18 protein-coding genes are annotated in these 15,889 nt (G+C 62.1%); 7 read left to right on the forward strand and 11 right to left on the reverse strand.

The window, feature by feature from the left end; all coding sequences use genetic code 11:
- The first annotated feature begins 69 nt into the window (after positions 1–69).
- From recG to PAQ31011_RS10435, 4 genes are all read left to right on the forward strand, one after another.
- On the forward strand, positions 70–2,382 hold the full coding sequence (gene recG / locus PAQ31011_RS10425) for an ATP-dependent DNA helicase RecG (RefSeq protein WP_150575702.1): 2,313 nt from the start codon (positions 70–72) through the stop codon (positions 2,380–2,382).
- Between the two features lie 152 nt (positions 2,383–2,534).
- Complete coding sequence (locus PAQ31011_RS10430; RefSeq protein ID WP_150575703.1) at positions 2,535–3,479, forward strand: LysR substrate-binding domain-containing protein; 945 nt, start codon at positions 2,535–2,537, stop codon at positions 3,477–3,479.
- A gap of 211 nt (positions 3,480–3,690) precedes the next feature.
- Complete coding sequence (locus PAQ31011_RS26345; protein WP_174990055.1) at positions 3,691–3,855, forward strand: hypothetical protein; 165 nt, start codon at positions 3,691–3,693, stop codon at positions 3,853–3,855.
- 66 nt (positions 3,856–3,921) lie between these two features.
- On the forward strand, positions 3,922–5,370 hold the full coding sequence (locus PAQ31011_RS10435; RefSeq protein ID WP_150575704.1) for a catalase: 1,449 nt from the start codon (positions 3,922–3,924) through the stop codon (positions 5,368–5,370).
- Positions 5,371–5,477: 107 nt separating this feature from the next.
- Here the strand turns inward: PAQ31011_RS10435 and PAQ31011_RS10440 are convergent, their stop codons facing one another.
- The gene (locus PAQ31011_RS10440; RefSeq protein WP_150575705.1) at positions 5,478–6,158 is read right to left on the reverse strand and encodes a thiamine phosphate synthase; all 681 of its coding nucleotides are present in this window, start codon (positions 6,156–6,158) and stop codon (positions 5,478–5,480) included.
- 197 nt (positions 6,159–6,355) lie between these two features.
- Between PAQ31011_RS10440 and PAQ31011_RS10445 the strand changes: the two genes are divergently transcribed.
- From PAQ31011_RS10445 to PAQ31011_RS10455, 3 genes are all read left to right on the forward strand, one after another.
- A complete protein-coding gene (locus PAQ31011_RS10445) occupies positions 6,356–6,853 on the forward strand; it encodes a Dps family protein (protein WP_150575706.1) in 498 nt (165 codons plus the stop codon).
- Positions 6,854–6,996: 143 nt separating this feature from the next.
- The gene (locus PAQ31011_RS10450) at positions 6,997–7,821 is read left to right on the forward strand and encodes a YdcF family protein (RefSeq protein WP_150575707.1); all 825 of its coding nucleotides are present in this window, start codon (positions 6,997–6,999) and stop codon (positions 7,819–7,821) included.
- A gap of 122 nt (positions 7,822–7,943) precedes the next feature.
- A complete protein-coding gene (locus PAQ31011_RS10455; protein WP_150575708.1) occupies positions 7,944–8,351 on the forward strand; it encodes a GlcG/HbpS family heme-binding protein in 408 nt (135 codons plus the stop codon).
- A 448-nt stretch (positions 8,352–8,799) separates the two neighbouring features.
- On the opposite strand, the gene hemP is transcribed toward PAQ31011_RS10455, so the two are convergent.
- The 10 genes from hemP to bfr all read right to left on the reverse strand — a co-directional run bounded on the left by hemP (position 8,800) and on the right by bfr (position 15,862).
- A complete protein-coding gene (hemP, locus tag PAQ31011_RS10460; RefSeq protein WP_150575709.1) occupies positions 8,800–9,054 on the reverse strand; it encodes a hemin uptake protein HemP in 255 nt (84 codons plus the stop codon).
- Positions 9,055–9,241: 187 nt separating this feature from the next.
- A complete protein-coding gene (locus tag PAQ31011_RS10465; protein ID WP_174990057.1) occupies positions 9,242–9,712 on the reverse strand; it encodes an SRPBCC family protein in 471 nt (156 codons plus the stop codon).
- A 75-nt stretch (positions 9,713–9,787) separates the two neighbouring features.
- The gene (locus tag PAQ31011_RS10470) at positions 9,788–10,198 is read right to left on the reverse strand and encodes an OsmC family protein (RefSeq protein ID WP_246179505.1); all 411 of its coding nucleotides are present in this window, start codon (positions 10,196–10,198) and stop codon (positions 9,788–9,790) included.
- A 193-nt stretch (positions 10,199–10,391) separates the two neighbouring features.
- Positions 10,392–11,291: a pirin family protein gene (locus tag PAQ31011_RS10475; RefSeq protein ID WP_150575711.1), complete on the reverse strand. Its 900-nt coding sequence runs from the start codon at positions 11,289–11,291 to the stop codon at positions 10,392–10,394.
- 275 nt (positions 11,292–11,566) lie between these two features.
- Positions 11,567–11,989: an ExbD/TolR family protein gene (locus tag PAQ31011_RS10480; RefSeq protein ID WP_039396348.1), complete on the reverse strand. Its 423-nt coding sequence runs from the start codon at positions 11,987–11,989 to the stop codon at positions 11,567–11,569.
- A 27-nt stretch (positions 11,990–12,016) separates the two neighbouring features.
- Positions 12,017–12,754 carry a MotA/TolQ/ExbB proton channel family protein gene (locus PAQ31011_RS10485; protein WP_046290946.1) on the reverse strand — a complete coding sequence of 246 codons (738 nt, stop codon included), beginning with the start codon at positions 12,752–12,754 and terminating at the stop codon, positions 12,017–12,019.
- A 49-nt stretch (positions 12,755–12,803) separates the two neighbouring features.
- The gene (locus PAQ31011_RS26565; RefSeq protein WP_150575712.1) at positions 12,804–13,523 is read right to left on the reverse strand and encodes an energy transducer TonB; all 720 of its coding nucleotides are present in this window, start codon (positions 13,521–13,523) and stop codon (positions 12,804–12,806) included.
- Positions 13,524–13,906: 383 nt separating this feature from the next.
- A complete protein-coding gene (locus PAQ31011_RS10495) occupies positions 13,907–14,170 on the reverse strand; it encodes a (2Fe-2S)-binding protein (protein WP_150575713.1) in 264 nt (87 codons plus the stop codon).
- 137 nt (positions 14,171–14,307) lie between these two features.
- Positions 14,308–15,249, reverse strand: a complete 942-nt coding sequence (murI, locus tag PAQ31011_RS10500; RefSeq protein WP_150575714.1) for a glutamate racemase — start codon at positions 15,247–15,249, stop codon at positions 14,308–14,310.
- A 133-nt stretch (positions 15,250–15,382) separates the two neighbouring features.
- Positions 15,383–15,862: a bacterioferritin gene (gene bfr, locus PAQ31011_RS10505; RefSeq protein ID WP_039396360.1), complete on the reverse strand. Its 480-nt coding sequence runs from the start codon at positions 15,860–15,862 to the stop codon at positions 15,383–15,385.
- Positions 15,863–15,889: the final 27 nt, after the last annotated feature.

Genomic DNA, 15,889 nt, shown 5'->3' on the forward strand with positions numbered 1-15,889 from the left:
CAATACGTGGCAACCCGCATTTTACTTGTTTCGACCGAACGTTTCCCCAAGCCCCCGACTCGCGACTGCATGACCGAACGCAGAATGCCCGCCACCGCGCCTGACGACGCTACCGCCGACCTCGTGGATCTTGCCGACGCGGCAAGCGCGCAGGCTGACGCCGACGCCCGTCCTGCGGCGAAAGTGGCGAAGCGCGGCGCAAAGGCCGCTGCCAAGCGCGCAACCAACGACGCAAGCGCAGACGCCGCCGATCCCAAGGCGGCAAAGGCCACCAAGGCGAGCAAGCCCGCCAAATCCGCGAAAGACGCCAAACCCGCCGCAAAGAAAGCGGCCGGCAGCGCCGACAAGCTCGCCAAGCTCGGCCTCAAGCGCGACATCGATCTGATCCTGCATCTGCCGATGCGCTACGAGGACGAAACGACGCTGCGCAAGATCGGCGAAGTGCTGCCGAGCGAGCCGGCGCAGGTCGAAGGCGTGGTGACGGCGAGCGACGTCGCTTACCGTCCGCGACGTCAGTGGGTCGTACGCATCGCCGACGAAGGGCACGAGTTGGTGCTGCGTTTTCTGAATTTTTACGGCAGTCAGCAAAAACAGCTTTCCATCGGCACGCGTGTGCGTGTCCGTGGCGAAGTGCGCGGTGGCTTCTTCGGTCTCGAGATGGTCCATCCCGCATACCGCGTCGTGCAGGACGCCGCCGCGCCGCTGCCCGAATCGCTGACGCCGGTGTATCCGAGCGCCGCCGGTCTGTCTCAGGCCTACCTGCGTAAAGCGATCCACAACGCCATGGATCGCACGCCGCTGCCCGAGTTGCTGCCGCCCGGGCTGCTGCAAGACGCTATCGGCCCCGATCATCCGTTGCCGCCACTGGCCGACGCTGTCCGTCTGCTGCACGCCCCGCCGCCGAATGTCTCCGAGACAGCGCTCATGGAGCGTTCGCATCCGGCGTGGTTACGCATCAAGTGCGAGGAGTTGCTCGCGCAACAACTGTCGCTCAAACGGGCGCAGGCGGCACGTCGCCGTTTGCGTGCCCCGTCGCTTGGCGAGCACATAAAAGGCGGTTTGCTCGAACGTTTCGAAGCCGCGCTGCCGTTCAAGTTGACGGGCGCACAGCAACGCGTGTGGGCCGAGATTCGCGCCGACTTGGCCGAAGCACATCCGATGCAGCGTCTGCTGCAAGGCGACGTCGGCAGCGGCAAGACGATCATCGCTGCGTTGGCCGCCGCACAGGCCATCGACGCCGGGTTTCAGGCGGCGATCATGGCACCGACCGAAATCCTCGCCGAGCAGCACCTGCGCAAACTTTCGGCGTGGCTCACGCCGCTGGGCGTGGAAGTCGCGTGGCTCGCGGGCAGCATGAAGGCGAAGGAAAAGCGCGAAGCGCTGGCGCGCGTGGCCAGCGGCGAAGCGCAGCTCGTCATCGGCACGCACGCCATCATTCAGGACACGGTCACGTTCGCGCGCCTCGGCATGGCGGTCGTCGACGAACAGCACCGCTTCGGCGTCGCGCAACGGCTTGCGCTGCGCAGCAAGATGCAGACCGCTGGCATGGGCCCGAACGCCATGCCGCATCAGTTAATGATGAGCGCCACGCCGATTCCGCGCACGCTCGCCATGACGTACTACGCCGATCTCGACGTCTCCGTCATCGACGAACTGCCGCCCGGACGTAGCCCCGTCGTGACGAAACTCATCAGCGATACACGTCGCCTGGAAGTGATCGACCGGGTGCGCGCGGCGGCGCTGGCCGGGCGTCAGGTGTACTGGGTCTGTCCGCTGATCGAAGAGAGCGAGGCGCTGCAATTGCAGACGGCCGTCGATACGCACGCGCAGCTCGTGGCGGCGTTGCCGGAGTTGCGGGTCGGGTTGGTGCACGGGCGTCTGTCGCCCGCCGAGAAGGCCGCCGTGATGGAGGACTTCACGCGCGGCAACACGCATTTGCTGGTGGCGACGACCGTGATCGAAGTGGGCGTGGATGTGCCCAATGCGTCACTGATGGTGATCGAACACGCGGAGCGCTTCGGTCTCGCTCAATTGCACCAGTTGCGTGGACGCGTCGGTCGCGGTTCCGCCGAATCGGTCTGTTTGCTGATGTACGCCTCGCCGCTGTCGATGGGCGCGAAGGCGCGCTTGCAGACGATGCGGGAGACGACTGACGGCTTCATCATCGCCCGGCGCGACCTGGAAATCCGCGGCCCCGGCGAGTTTCTCGGCGCACGTCAGTCGGGCGCGGCCATGCTGCGTTTCGTCGATCTCAATGAGGACGCCTGGATGATTCCGGGCGCGCAGGAAGCAGCCGATGCGCTGCTGAAGTCGCATCCGGGCGCGGTCGCCGCGCATCTGGAGCGATGGCTCGGGGCGCGAGAAGACTATCTGAAGGCCTGAAGCAAGCAGGGGACGGCGGACGATGGCGGGAGCTGGTGGGTAGAGCGTCACCCCGGAACGGTCGAAAACGGGCAATTGCCGCCCGATTGTGCTATAAAAAACAAAATCTATCGATTGCATCGGTTCGATTAATTTACACAGGTTAGGACGACATGACCCTCACGGAACTCAAGTACATCGTGGCGGTGGCGCGTGAACGCCATTTCGGTCGCGCGGCGGAAGCCTGTTTCGTCAGCCAGCCGACGCTCTCGGTGGCTATCAAGAAGCTCGAAGACGAGCTGAACGTACAGATTTTCGAGCGTGGTGCGGCTGAAGTCAGCGTGACGCCGCTCGGCGAGCAGATCGTGGCGCAGGCACAGCGCGTGCTCGAACAAACCATCGCCATCAAGGAAATCGCCAAGCAGGGACGCGACCCGCTCGCCGGCCCGCTGCGTCTTGGCGTGATCTACACGATCGGACCGTATCTGCTGCCGGCACTCGTCAAGCAAATGATCGAGACCACGCCGCAGATGCCGCTGATGCTGCAAGAGAACTACACGCTCAAGCTCATCGAGTTGCTCAAGCAGGGCGAGATCGACGCCGCCATCATGGCGCTGCCGTTCCCGGAGAGCGGCCTGATGGTGCGCCCGCTCTACGACGAGCCGTTCGTCGTGGCGCTGCCGCGCTCGCACCCGTGGGCAGGCCGTGAACAGATCGATGCCGGTGACCTCAAGCAAGAGACGATGCTGCTGCTCGGCAGCGGGCATTGCTTCCGCGATCACGTGCTGGGCGTGTGCCCGGAACTGATGCGTTTCTCGCAGAACGCCGACGGTATTCAGAAGACGTTCGAGGGCTCGTCGCTCGAAACGATTCGCCATATGGTCGCGAGCGGCGTGGGCATCACGGTACTGCCGAAGACGTCCGTGCCCGAAAAGCAGGCGCCGGACAGCCTGCTGAGCTATGTGCCGTTTTCGGCACCGGTGCCCGACCGTCGCGTCGTGCTCGCCTGGCGCAAAAGCTTCACGCGTTTGCCGGCCATCGAAGCGGTGGCGCAGGCCATCGCCAAGTGCGACCTGCCGGGCATCATCCCGCTCGATCTGCCAGCGACGTCCAACTGATGTCCGACTGATGTCGAGTTGACGGTCCAACGGCTCGCGCCCAGGATCGGACACTTCAGGCCGGTCCTCATCTCTCGCTTCTCCTGCTTCTCCCCGCTGTAAAGCCCTACGCCGCTGCCTTGTGCTGCGGCGTATTGCTTTTGCCTATGATATATATAAAAACGATTAATTCGACCGTTTTAATATAAATAATTAATCTAGACCCACGCGCTTGAAACCGGGCCACACAGAGAAGCCCGAGCGCTCAGGCGCGAATCCCTACCCGCAGAAAGACGCATTCGAGGTGCCCGCAATGACCCAACTCAAGGCCTATTTGCACGACATCGAAACCACGCTGGAACACGTACTTGCCGACTTCGCCCTGATGGGGGCCTAAGCCGTACAAGTTACGCAAGTCGCAAGAAATCGACCGATCAGGAACCAGGAAACAGGAGAGCGTCACATGTCCGACAAGATGAAACTCACGACCGCCGCCGGCGCGCCGGTCACCGACAACCAGAACACGCAAACGGCTGGCCCGCGCGGCCCGGCATTGTTGCAAGACGTCTGGCTGATCGAAAAACTCGCTCACTTCGACCGTGAAGTGATTCCGGAGCGTCGCGTGCACGCGAAAGGCTCGGGCGCGTTCGGCAAACTGACCATCACGCACGACATCACGAAGTACACCCGTGCCCGCGTGTTCGAATCCGTCGGCAAGGAAACGCCGGTGTTCCTGCGCTTCTCGACGGTGGCCGGTGAGCGCGGTGCGGCCGATGCCGAACGCGACGTGCGCGGCTTCTCGATAAAGTTCTACACCGACGAAGGCAACTGGGATCTCGTGGGCAACAACACGCCCGTGTTCTTCATCCGCGACGCGCTCAAGTTCCCCGACTTCATCCACACGCAAAAACGCGATCCGAAGACCAACATGCGCAGCCCCACGGCCGCCTGGGATTTCTGGTCGCGCTCGCCCGAGTCGCTGCATCAGGTCACCATCCTCATGAGCGATCGCGGTATTCCGAAGAACTATCGTCAGCAGCACGGCTTCGGCTCGCATACGTTCAGCTTCATCAACGCGGCGAACGAACGGTTCTGGGTGAAGTTCCACTTCAAGTCGATGCAGGGCGTAGAGAATCTGACGAACGCCGAGGCGGCGCAGATCGTGGCCGACGATCGCGAAAGCCATCAACGCGATCTGTTCGACGCTATCGAAACGGGCAACTTCCCGCGCTGGCGCATGCAGGTGCAGGTGATGCCGGAGGCAGACGCCGCGACGTATCGCTATAACCCGTTCGACATCACGAAGGTGTGGCCGCACGCGGATTACCCGCTGATCGACGTCGGCGTGCTGGAGTTGAACCGGAATCCGGAGAACTACTTTGCCGACGTCGAGCAGGCCGCGTTCAATCCGGGCAATGTCGTGCCGGGCATCAGCTTCTCGCCCGACCGTTTGTTGCAGGGACGTCTGTTCTCGTACGGCGACACGCAGCGTTATCGCCTCGGGGTGAACCACAGCTCGATTCCTGTGAATGCGCCGAAGTGCCCGTTCCATAACAGCTTCCATCGCGATGGTGCGATGCGTGTCGACGGCAATCTGGGCAGCACGCCGAACTACGAGCCGAATCGTTACGGTGCATTTGCAGAGCAGGCCGAGTATCGCGATCCGCAGCAGGCGGTGGGTGCCGTGGCCGATCGTTTCGACCATCGTGAAGACGACGATTACTACTCGCAGCCGCGCGCATTGTTCCGCTTGTTCGACGACGCACAGAAGGGCCGTCTGTTTGGCAACATCGCCGCGTCGATGCAAGGGGTGCCGGACGACGTCGCCGAGCGTCAGATCGCGCACTTCGACAAGATCGATCCGGCGTATGCGCAAGGGGTGATCGCCGCACGCAAGGCATTGGCGGAGTAAGGCATCACGGTTGACGGTTCCGGCGGCGCGGCTGCCGGAGCTTCAGTCTGTGAAGGTCCGTGTAGTCAGGGTGCTGGGACGGGCAGACAGTCCCAGCGCCGGTATTTTCAGGCTGCCGGCCAGAAGGCGCGGATGGCGGCGATGCCGTAAGCGCCGGCATTGCGAGCGGTATTGAGTGTCTCCGCACGCATGCCGCCGAGCGCGAAGACGGGCAGCGTGGTTTGCGCGGCAAGTGACGTGAAGGCTGGCCAGCCGAGAGGTGTCGCCTCCGGGTGTGTGGCCGTGGCGAGCACCGGTGACAACGTCACGAAGTCCAGACCCAGATGCGAAGCCTGCGCCAGTTGAGCGGCGTCGTGACAGGCGGCGCTCATCAGTTTCCAGCCTGCCGGGCGCGTCTCGCAGGCCATGAGGCGTTCGCTCGTCAAATGCCAGCCGTCCGCTTGCGGCACCGTGCCTGCGTGCATGCCCTGAGTGGCGTCGAGCCAGCGGTCGGCAACGTCATGCGGCGGATTCAGGATGAGTTGCGCACCGGCCGCGTGAGTGAGCGCCAACGCGCTTTCCGCCAGCGCGCGGTAGCCGTCGGCATCGAGCGAACGATTGCGCAGCTGGACGAGGCGAGTGCCACGCGCGAGCGCCTGCGCGAGTTGCGAGGCGAAGGCTGCGATCTGTGAGCGCGACGCGACGTCTGGCGTCACCAGAAGCTGGCGGGGCAGAAGCGGCTGGGCGGGATGCGCGGCGTCTTGAGCGACGGCATTTGCGTGCGACGTTCCGGTGAGACGTATGGGCATCGACGGGAGGTTGGCAGCGGGAGCGCTGGCTGATTCGGATAGGGCGCAGTGTAACCGGAATGACGTCGCGAACGTCCTGAGGAAAGTACGGAGATCGATGTCGGTCGGTGTCGATCGATATCGCTTGATATCGAGCCATTTTATTCAGCGCGTCTTCCGGCGTTTTCGGGAGACGGCACAGCAAACGGAGTCAAATCATGGCAAAGAAGCACAGTGCGACCCAGGTGGCGAGCGTCAACATCGGTATCAGCGACAAGGATCGCAAGCGCATCGTCGAAGGCTTGAGCCATCTGCTGGCAGACACTTACACGCTGTATCTGAAGACGCACAATTTCCATTGGAATGTGACGGGTCCGATGTTCAACACGCTGCATCTGATGTTCGAGGGGCAGTACAACGAACTCGCGCTGGCGGTCGATCAGGTCGCCGAGCGTATCCGCGCGCTCGGCTATCCGGCACCCGGCACGTACAAGGAATTCGCAAAGCTGTCGTCGATTCCCGAGGCAGAAGGCGTGCCCACGGCCGAAGAGATGATTCGTCAGTTGGTCGAAGGACAGGAAGCCGTGACGCGCACCGCGCGTGGCATCTTCCCGATCGTCGACGCGGCCTCGGACGAGCCGACCGCCGATTTGCTCACGCAGCGTATGCAACTGCACGAAAAGAACGCATGGATGCTACGCAGCTTGCTAGCGTGATGCGCCCGTAACGCATTGACGACGGATGACGCCCACGCACTCGCGTGGGCTTTTTTGTGTCAGCCCGAAGGCGATCGTTCAGGAGAGCGGACGTGTCATAGAGAAAGGGTGCACTCTGTTGTGCAGTCCAGTACACTGGCCGGATGCCCGTCGATTGGCTCGCCCGAAACCTCCTCGTCAGTCTCTTCTTGCCGCCCGCCAATGTGCTGGTGCTTGCAGGGCTCGGAGCCATCTGCTGGCGGCGCTTTCCGAGAGTGGGCAAGACGCTGGCTATCGTCGCGGCACTTGCACTCTGGTTGCAGGCGACACCGTGGCTCAGCAACCGGCTGACGCACTCGCTCGACATCGGTCCCGCGCTCGATATCAAGTCCGTCGAGACGGCCCATCGGGCACAGGCGTCAGCGCCGCCCGATCCGTCCAACCCTGCGGGCAATGCGTCGACGCTTCCCCAGGCGGTCGTCATTCTTGGCGGTGGCATCAGCCTCGGTGCGACGGAGTATGGTCGGCGCGATGGTGCCGATCTGCCGCCGGGCGCGTTTGCTCGTGTGCGCTACGGCGCATTCCTGGCGCGTCATGCGCAGTTGCCGGTACTGGTCTCCGGCGGCGCGCCGTCCGGCTATCCGGTGTCCGAAGGGCAACTCATGGCGAGCGTATTGCAGGACGAATTCGGCGTGCCGGTACGTTGGGTCGAAGGACAATCACTGAACACGGCGCAAAACGCCATTTTCAGCGCGCGCATGCTGACCAACGTCGGCGTGACGCGTGTTTATCTGGTCACGGACGCCTGGCATATGCGCCGCGCGCGTGACCAGTTCGTACGTGCCGGTCTCACGGTGGTACCCGCACCGTGCTGCAACGGCAATGCGCAGGACCCCGACGCCGCTTCCGGCTGGTGGCCAACGCTCGACAGCCTGCGCGCTACACGCGTGTCGCTGCGCGAGTGGATGGCGCTGAGTGTGGGGCATTGAGCGTCGGACTGTTCGGCGACGACGTCGGTCGTCGCTGGCGGTAACAAAAAAAGACGATGATGATTCGGAGCGTTGCCGTCGTGCAGGCTCCATGATTTGCCAACCCTAAACGAGAGAGACGTATGAAGACGAAAGCTGTCCTGACCGTTGAAGACGTGCAGAAGATCAACGCGGCCGCCGTGGCGGAAGCCACTTCGAACGGCTGGAACGTGTGCATTACGATCGTCGACGACGGTGGTCATGCCCTGTCGCTGCATCGCATGGACGGTGCTGCCCCCAGCACGGCCATGATGTCGCTGGGCAAAGCGCAGACCTCGGCGGTCGGCCGTCGTGAAAGCGGTGCATTCGAAGAGATGATCAACGGTGGCCGCTTCGCGTTCCTGAGCGCACCGAACACGGCCATGCTTGAAGGCGGCGTGCCTATCGTCGTCGATGGCAACGTGATCGGTGCCGTGGGTGTGTCGGGTGTGAAGTCGAACCAGGACGCGCAGATCGCCCGCGCGGGCATCGCAGCCATCACCGGCGCGTAATTTATCCGCCAAGCATTGCGCGCTGGCACGGCATCCGTGCCAGCGCAGGAAGCAAAAAAAGCATCGCCAGTGAAAGTTGGCGATGCTTTTTTTTGTACGTGAAGCGCTGCGCTACAAAAAGAAAAACCCGCTCTCGCGAACGGGTTAAAGGCTTGTCAGGCCGTATGACAAACCTGAGGCTTGGCAGGTTGGTCAAGAGGAGAACATCAATGAAACCCGAGTGGATGGACAAAAAAAGCGGCTTGGCTGGCGCGCAACGCAGGTAGAGAGGGGCTTGCCGTAACTACATGGGATCGCGTTGCGTTCGCTGGCTACTGCCAAACACCTCTTAGGCGAGGTGGTCCCCACAAAACTCGGTGAAGGTGGCGGCAAGGTCGTGGTCTCGCCGTCGCCAAAATTCTTTAAAAAAGCCCGACTGCTTTACGTCTACTGCTTTGAACTCAATCGCTTACTTCGTCAGGATCAGCTTGCCGTAACGCGTAGCGCGTAGTTGATAGGTCTGCCCGTTGTGCAGGATGTTCACGCATTGCGTGCCCTGCAGCAGGTGATCGCTCGTCAGCACGCGACCGTTGGTTTGGCTGGTGGCCGGCTTTTCTGCCACCGGGCTGGCCACTTGCGAGCGCGACACCGACAAGGTGCGGCGCGGTGCCGTGGCGGGCGTGGTCTGGCGGGCAGTGGTGTGGCTTGCGGTCATCTCGCTCATCCGTGTGGCTGACTGTGAGAAGAATATTAAATGAGAATCATTCCCATTTATATTTGAATTTGGCTATTGTGATTATTGTTTTGGTAGTTTTTGTCTAAATTGCATTGGTTGGACGATGGCGGACATCGTCCAACCAACCCTGCTGTCGAATCGACGGCAGCCCCGGCCACAAGGCCCGGACGGCCAATCAGTCCAACGCGCCCTGTTCGGCAAGCTCGCGAATTCGGCGCACGGTGTCGATGTCCGCTTCGCGATAGGCCGATTTCACAAACTCGCTATAGCGCGTGTCGGCGGTCACGGCGTCTTCTTGCAGCGTGGTGCTATACGTAAATCGTACGAAAAGATGCGTCGGATTCGGCTCTTCGATACGCATCGTAAGGGTGCCACCCGCATGCGCGTCGGTCGCTGCCGTTTCGTAACGCACCGATTGCATGGACTCGAAGACGACCCGGTCCAGCACAACGGTCTCGCCGAAGCGCAGCTCGCGGCTCAGTGCGTCTTCGGTGCGTTCAAGCATCGTGCACTCGTCGAGTCCCAGCACGAATGCCTCCGGCTGTTCGGCACGCAACACGAGGCCGCGCCACAGTTGATCGCGCGAGAGCGCGAAGGTCAGCGGATTCAGGAGGTCGTTGACCTCGATCAGGTGTTCGTACTGCAAGACTATTTCCCCTTCTGTCGATGATGGCTGGCGCTTGGCGAAGCTGTGGACACTGCGCCAGCCTCGTGCCGGATATTACTCAACCAACGAACTGTCGATGGCGATGGTGCCGGACAACACCTTGTGAATTGGGCATGCATTGGCAATTTCCAAGAGGCGCTGACGCTGTTCCTCCGACAAATCGCCCGCGAGTTCAATCTTGCGCGTGATCTGCGTGGTGCCGGCGGGCGGTTTGCCGTCCGGATTCATCGCGAGCGTCACTTTCACGTCCTTGAGCGGCCACTCTTTGCGGCGTGCATACATGTGCAGCGTGATCGACGTGCAGGCCCCGAGACTCGAGAGCAGCAGCGCCGACGGTGCCGGGCCGAGGTTGCCGCCGCCCAGCGATTCAGGTTCGTCGGCAAGCCATTCGTGTTTGCCGTCCGACAGTTGGGTGGTGTATCCGGCGGCGCCCAAGTGGGCAATGACAATCGCTTCTGCGGCCATGGCAGCTCCTGGAGGTCTGGATGGGTCCTGATTCACTTCGATGAGAACGGCCCGGCGAAACGATCCCGCGGTCGAGAAGATCTGCGGGATCAAAAGGAACGGGCCACAACACACTCGGCGTTAGTTACGCACCATGAGTGTCATTGTGGCCCAATTTCGCCGGACCGTCGTTAGGCGCAAGCGCCCGGTACGATTAAGACGTGCGCGACACCGATGCCGGAATGTGCCCCATACGTCCCGCCTGAAAGTCGAGAATCGCCTGACGAATCTCGCCTTCCGTGTTCATAACGAACGGGCCGTAACGCGCTACCGGCTCGCCCAGCGGCTTGCCGCCGATCAGCAGGAACGACAGCGGTTTGTCGCCATCGTTACGCACCGTCACGCCTTCGCCGTCCGTGCCGAACACGACCATCTGATGCGCTTTGGCCGGCGTCGATTCCGCACCGAAATGTCCTTCGCCGTCGACGACGTACGCAAACACGTTGAAATCCGTCGGCACAGGATGATCGAGCAACGCCTGCGGTTGCAGCGTGAAGTGCTGATACAGAATCGGCGTACGCGTTTCGATGGCGGCACGTGTGCCCAGCGCTTCACCGGCGATCACGCGCACGGAGACCTTGCCGTCGTCACTCGTCGCCGTGGGAATGCCAGCGGCGGGCAGCTCCTGATAGCGCGGCGTCATCATCTTGTCGGTGCTCGGCAGATTCACCCACAGCTGGAAGCCGTGCATCTCGCCGCCGCGTTGCTGGAACGCGTGCGACGGCTCTTCCGAGTGAATCACCCCGGCACCGGCCGTCATCCACTGTACGTCGCCCGGCGTGAGCTTGCCTGCGTGACCTTGCGAGTCACGGTGCTCCATCTCGCCTGCGAGCAGGTAAGTGACGGTTTCGAAGCCGCGATGCGGGTGATCGGGCGCGCCCTTGGCGTCGCCGGGGGCCACTTGCATCGGACCCATTTCGTCGAGCAGCAGGAACGGATCGAAGTCCATCATCATGCGCGTCGGGAACGGGCGGTTGACGTGAAAGCCAGCGCCTTCCTGCGTTTGTGCTGCGGTAAAGACGCGGGCAACCGGGCGGGTGTCGGGGGTGCTCATGGGGGGCGTTCTCCTGTTAGGGATGGGCGAGCGAGGCGTGCCTGAGCGCCGCTTCGGGTGTCGCCGACATCCGTTGTCATGTCCAAACTATATGCGGACGTAGGGCCCCGGGAGTAGCCCGTAACACAGGAAGGATTGTTACCTGATTGGAACAATGGGTGAAAAGTCTGTGGAATCCCAATCGATTTCGAACCGTACGGACGAAAAAAAGCGCGGTGACTGGCACCGCGCTTTTCACTTCTGCGATTCGTGGATTTACCGGCCTACTTCACGACTTACTTCGCCGGTTCGGTCACGAAACCGAGTTTGGTCACGCCGGCCGTCTGTGCTTCGGAAAGCACCTTGGCGACGCTTTCGTAACGCACGCTCTTGTCGGCGAACAGGTGCAGTTCCGGTTGCGGCTGCGCTTCGGCGGCCTGCGCCAGACGCGCCTTGAGCGTGTCGTCGTCGATCTGCTGTTTGTCCCAGAAGACACTGCCGTCTGCCTGGATCGACAGGTCGACCTTGGCAGGCTTGGTGTCTTCCGGCTGGCTGCTCGCCTGCGGGAGGTCGAGCTTGACCGCGTGATTGAGCACCGGCAGCGTCACGATGAAGATGATCAGCAGCACCAGCATGACGTCGACGAGCGGCGTCATGTTGATTTCGCTCATCATCGCGTCATCGGCACCGTCGTCGCTGCTGTATGAACCCATAGCCATAGCGAACTCCTTGTCTTGCGCGGCGGCTTAGCTGGCGCTGGCCGAGGTCGACTTGCGCACCGGCGTGACGTTGCTGGTGAACTGCGTCGAGTGCACGCTGGCGCCCGTCAGGAAGTAACCGTGCAGGCTGTGTGCAAAGCGGTTGAGCTTCGAGACGATACCCTTGTTGGCGCGCGTCAGGGCGTTGAAGCCGAGCACTGCCGGGATCGCGACGAACAGACCGAAGGCGGTCATGATCAGCGCTTCACCCACGGGACCGGCCACCTTGTCGATGGTCGTCTGACCCGATGCACCGATGGCCAGCAGGGCGTGATAGATGCCCCACACCGTGCCGAACAGACCGACGAACGGCGAGGTCGAGCCGATCGAAGCCAGCATGGCCAGACCGCTTTGCAGGCGCGAAACCGTATCGTCCACCGAGTTCTTCAGTGCTCGCGTGATCCAGTCGCTCACGTCCATCTTGTCGTGCAGATGCGGCTGGCTCTGACGGTGATGTTCGGCGGCGTCCTGACCGGCGAGAGCCAGCGCGAGGAACGGGTTGTTCTGACCCGATTCGCCCAGCTTTTGCAGACCGGCAGAGAAATTCTCCGAGTGCCAGAAGTCCGGCTCGGCGGTGCGCGTGAGACGGCTCAGGCGGAAGACTTGCGTGCCCTTGATGATGATGACCGTCCACGACAGCACCGACATCACCAGCAACACGATCGCGATGGCGCGGGTGACGAAATCGCCCTGCGACCAGACGTGGCTCAAACCATACTCTTGCATTTTGCGTTCCTCGGAAGATCCAATTCGTTAAACGTTTGTTAGGCGTTCGTTAGTCGTTCAGATTGAAATTAAACGGTTTGGTCGCGGCGGCTTCCACCGCACGGCCGTTTTGCATCGGGGGCGCACAACGCATCGCCAGTGCGGCGCTGCGGGCGGCCTGATCGAGACGGGGGAAGCCACTCGACTTGACGACATTGGCGCTCGAAACCACCCCACGGGTGTCGATCACGAGACGCAACGTGACGGTGCCTTCTTCGCCGACGCGACGCGATTGCGTCGGGTAGGCCACGCGCGGCTCGTCGCACTTCACGGCGAGACCTTCGATCGGACCGGACGGCGCAGGCGCGGGGGCCGGTGCCGGCGGTGCCGGCGGCGTGGGCGCAGCATTCTGCACCGGCTCGACCTGCGCTTGTTGCGGCGGGGCGACCGGTTCGGCCTTCTGCGTGATGGCGTTCTTCGGTTGCTCGCGCGGCTTGGGCGGCGGCGGTGCGACCTTCGGCTTGGGCGGTTCCGGCTGCGGTTTGGGCGGCGCGGGTTGCGGCGGCGTCGGGGCGGGCGTGAGCGGAATGATCGTGGCGGTAAACGTGGTCGGCTCGATCGTCGCCTTTTCAGGATCGTTGCGCAGGTGCGACAAACCGATCAGGGCGGCAAGGTGGACGACAACGATCGCTGCCGCAATGGCAATGGTGCGCGGCGACGTCAATGGATCGCGGAATTGCTGGATCGCAAGGCCGGATGAGGTCACGGCGGGGGGCACGGCGGTCGACATGATAACGGCTAGGGTACGCTAAATTGCGGCGATGAACGGTGAGTGAAGCGCGGTGTGCGAAGCCTCGGGTTCGGGAATGGCCGGACGTACGATCAAAGGAAAACCGCGCCAAGGGGCGCGGTCGGCGAACGCAGTGAGTTGGAAACCGTGCTGCAACTCACCTTCGAAACAGGAAAAACGATAAACATAACGTCGAAACAAAGCCAATCAGGAGTTCCATCTGACACCTCCAGGGTGACAAGTCGCTGGCTGGCGCATGACGCCTGAAGACGCCTGGCTGGCTCCGTTGCCCCATGACCTCAGTCGATGCCGGTCACGCAGGCGGATTCCGTGGGTTCGAAGACCCGTGTACGGCGAGCGCGCATACAGCGCGCTTACTACGATTACGCTGCCAGTGCGAGTTCCTGACGCACCATCACGACTTCGACTTGCGTCGTCTCGACATGTGCGGACTGGCAGCAGCCACCGCACGAGCGACCACAGCACGGCGTGGCACCGGTCACCATCTCCTGGACATACGGACCGCACTTGCCGCAGCACAATGCAACGCCAAGGTCGATCTGAAGATCTTCCATGGTGGTAGCACCGGCGTCGAGGCAAGCCTTGATCTGACGGTCGGAAACGGATTTACAGACGCAGACGATCATGATGGAAACGTCAAAATGTAACACTAATGAGAATAATTATTATTTAAGTTGGCGCCTTTTGCAAGCGCCATTGGCCTATCCCATATACCCCTCATGGATATACGGACAGGATGTCAAGCGGGAATGATGGGAGGGTTTTACGGCAAAGCCAGACCGGCTGCGGCTTGCGGCGCGGTTTCCGCAATCTCGACGGTGGCTACGCGGGGTGCGGTGGGGTGGCGGGAAACCGTGCCGGATGTGGCGGATAGGTCGAGCTCGCCGGTTGCATCTGTCGAACCGGAGGCGGCGGGCGCGTCGGGCATCAGTCGATCTGCCATGGTTTGCAGTGCCATGGCGTTGGCGGTGGTGAACAGCTGGATGCTGCCGCTGGCACCTGCGTTTGCACCCGATATTGCGGGGGCTGCCAGATCGGCATCTTCAAGACGGCGCTGAAGCTGGCGGGCGATGGCGGCACCCGTGTCGATCAGCGTGAGCGCCGTGCCGAATTGTTGTTGGATGGCGGGAATCAGGAAGGGGTAATGCGTACAGCCGAGCACGAGCGTGTCGGCCCCTTCGGCAATCATGGGCGCGATGTACTTGTCGAGCAGCGCCATCACCGCGGGTGAATCGACATCCCCGGCTTCGATGCGCTCGACCAGTCCATGCCCGGGCTGACACAGGAAGCGCTGCCCTTGCGCGGTGTGACGCGCGAGCAAATTCGCGAAGCGGGCGCTGCGCAGCGTGGCGGCCGTGGCCAACACGCCGATCACACCGCTGCGCGACGTGGCGGCAGCCGGTTTGATCCCGGGTTCGACACCGACGACCGGCCACGCGTCGTCGGCCCGTAGTGCCGCCACGCCATGCGCCGTCGCCGTATTGCAGGCCACGACGAATGCCTTGGCACCGTGCTCGCGCAGCCATCGACCGATGGCGAGACTGCGTTGCTCGATGAAGGCGTCCGGGCGTTCCCCGTACGGTGCGTAGCGAGAGTCGGCGACATAGATGAGCGACTCGTGCGGAAGCAGAGCGCGAACGGCCTGAAGGACCGAGAGGCCACCGAGGCCGGAATCGAAGACGCCAATCGGCGCGTTGGAGGGCATGGCAAATGAAAAAGGGCCGGCAAGTTGCCGGCCCTGAAATTCTAGCGCAAAGCCTGCGACCCGATATCGGAGGATACGGTGCCTACAGTGCGGTGATGCGCTTTTATTATCTGGGTTTTGCGGGGTGTCGGGCTTATTCTTCGAACGACGCCATGCCCGACTGCTGGTAATTCTGAATGCCGACCTTGCCGATGAGATCGATCTGCGTTTCCAGCCAGTCGATGTGCTCTTCGGTGTCGTGCAGGATCTCGTTGAAGATTTCGCGCGAGACGAAGTCCTTCACGCTTTCGCAGTGAGCAACGCCTTCCTTGCAGGTCTTCTGCGAGAGGTATTCGAGCTTCAGATCGCACTGCAGAATTTCTTCGGTGTTCTCACCGATGAGCAGCTTGTGCAGATCTTGCAGGTTCGGCAGGCCGTCGAGCATGAAGATGCGTTCGATCAGCTTGTCGGCGTGCTTCATTTCACCGATGGATTCGTCGTACTCGTGCTTGCCCAGCTTGGTCAGGCCCCAATGGTTGTACATGCGGGCGTGCAGAAAGTACTGGTTGATCGCCGTCAGCTCGTTCGTGAGCTGGGCGTTGAGGAGTTCGAGGACTTTCTTGTCGCCTTTCATTTTGGATCCCTGTCTTAAGCAATTTGC

Source organism: Pandoraea aquatica (assembly GCF_902459565.1).
Classification (GTDB): Bacteria; Pseudomonadota; Gammaproteobacteria; order Burkholderiales; family Burkholderiaceae; genus Pandoraea; species Pandoraea aquatica.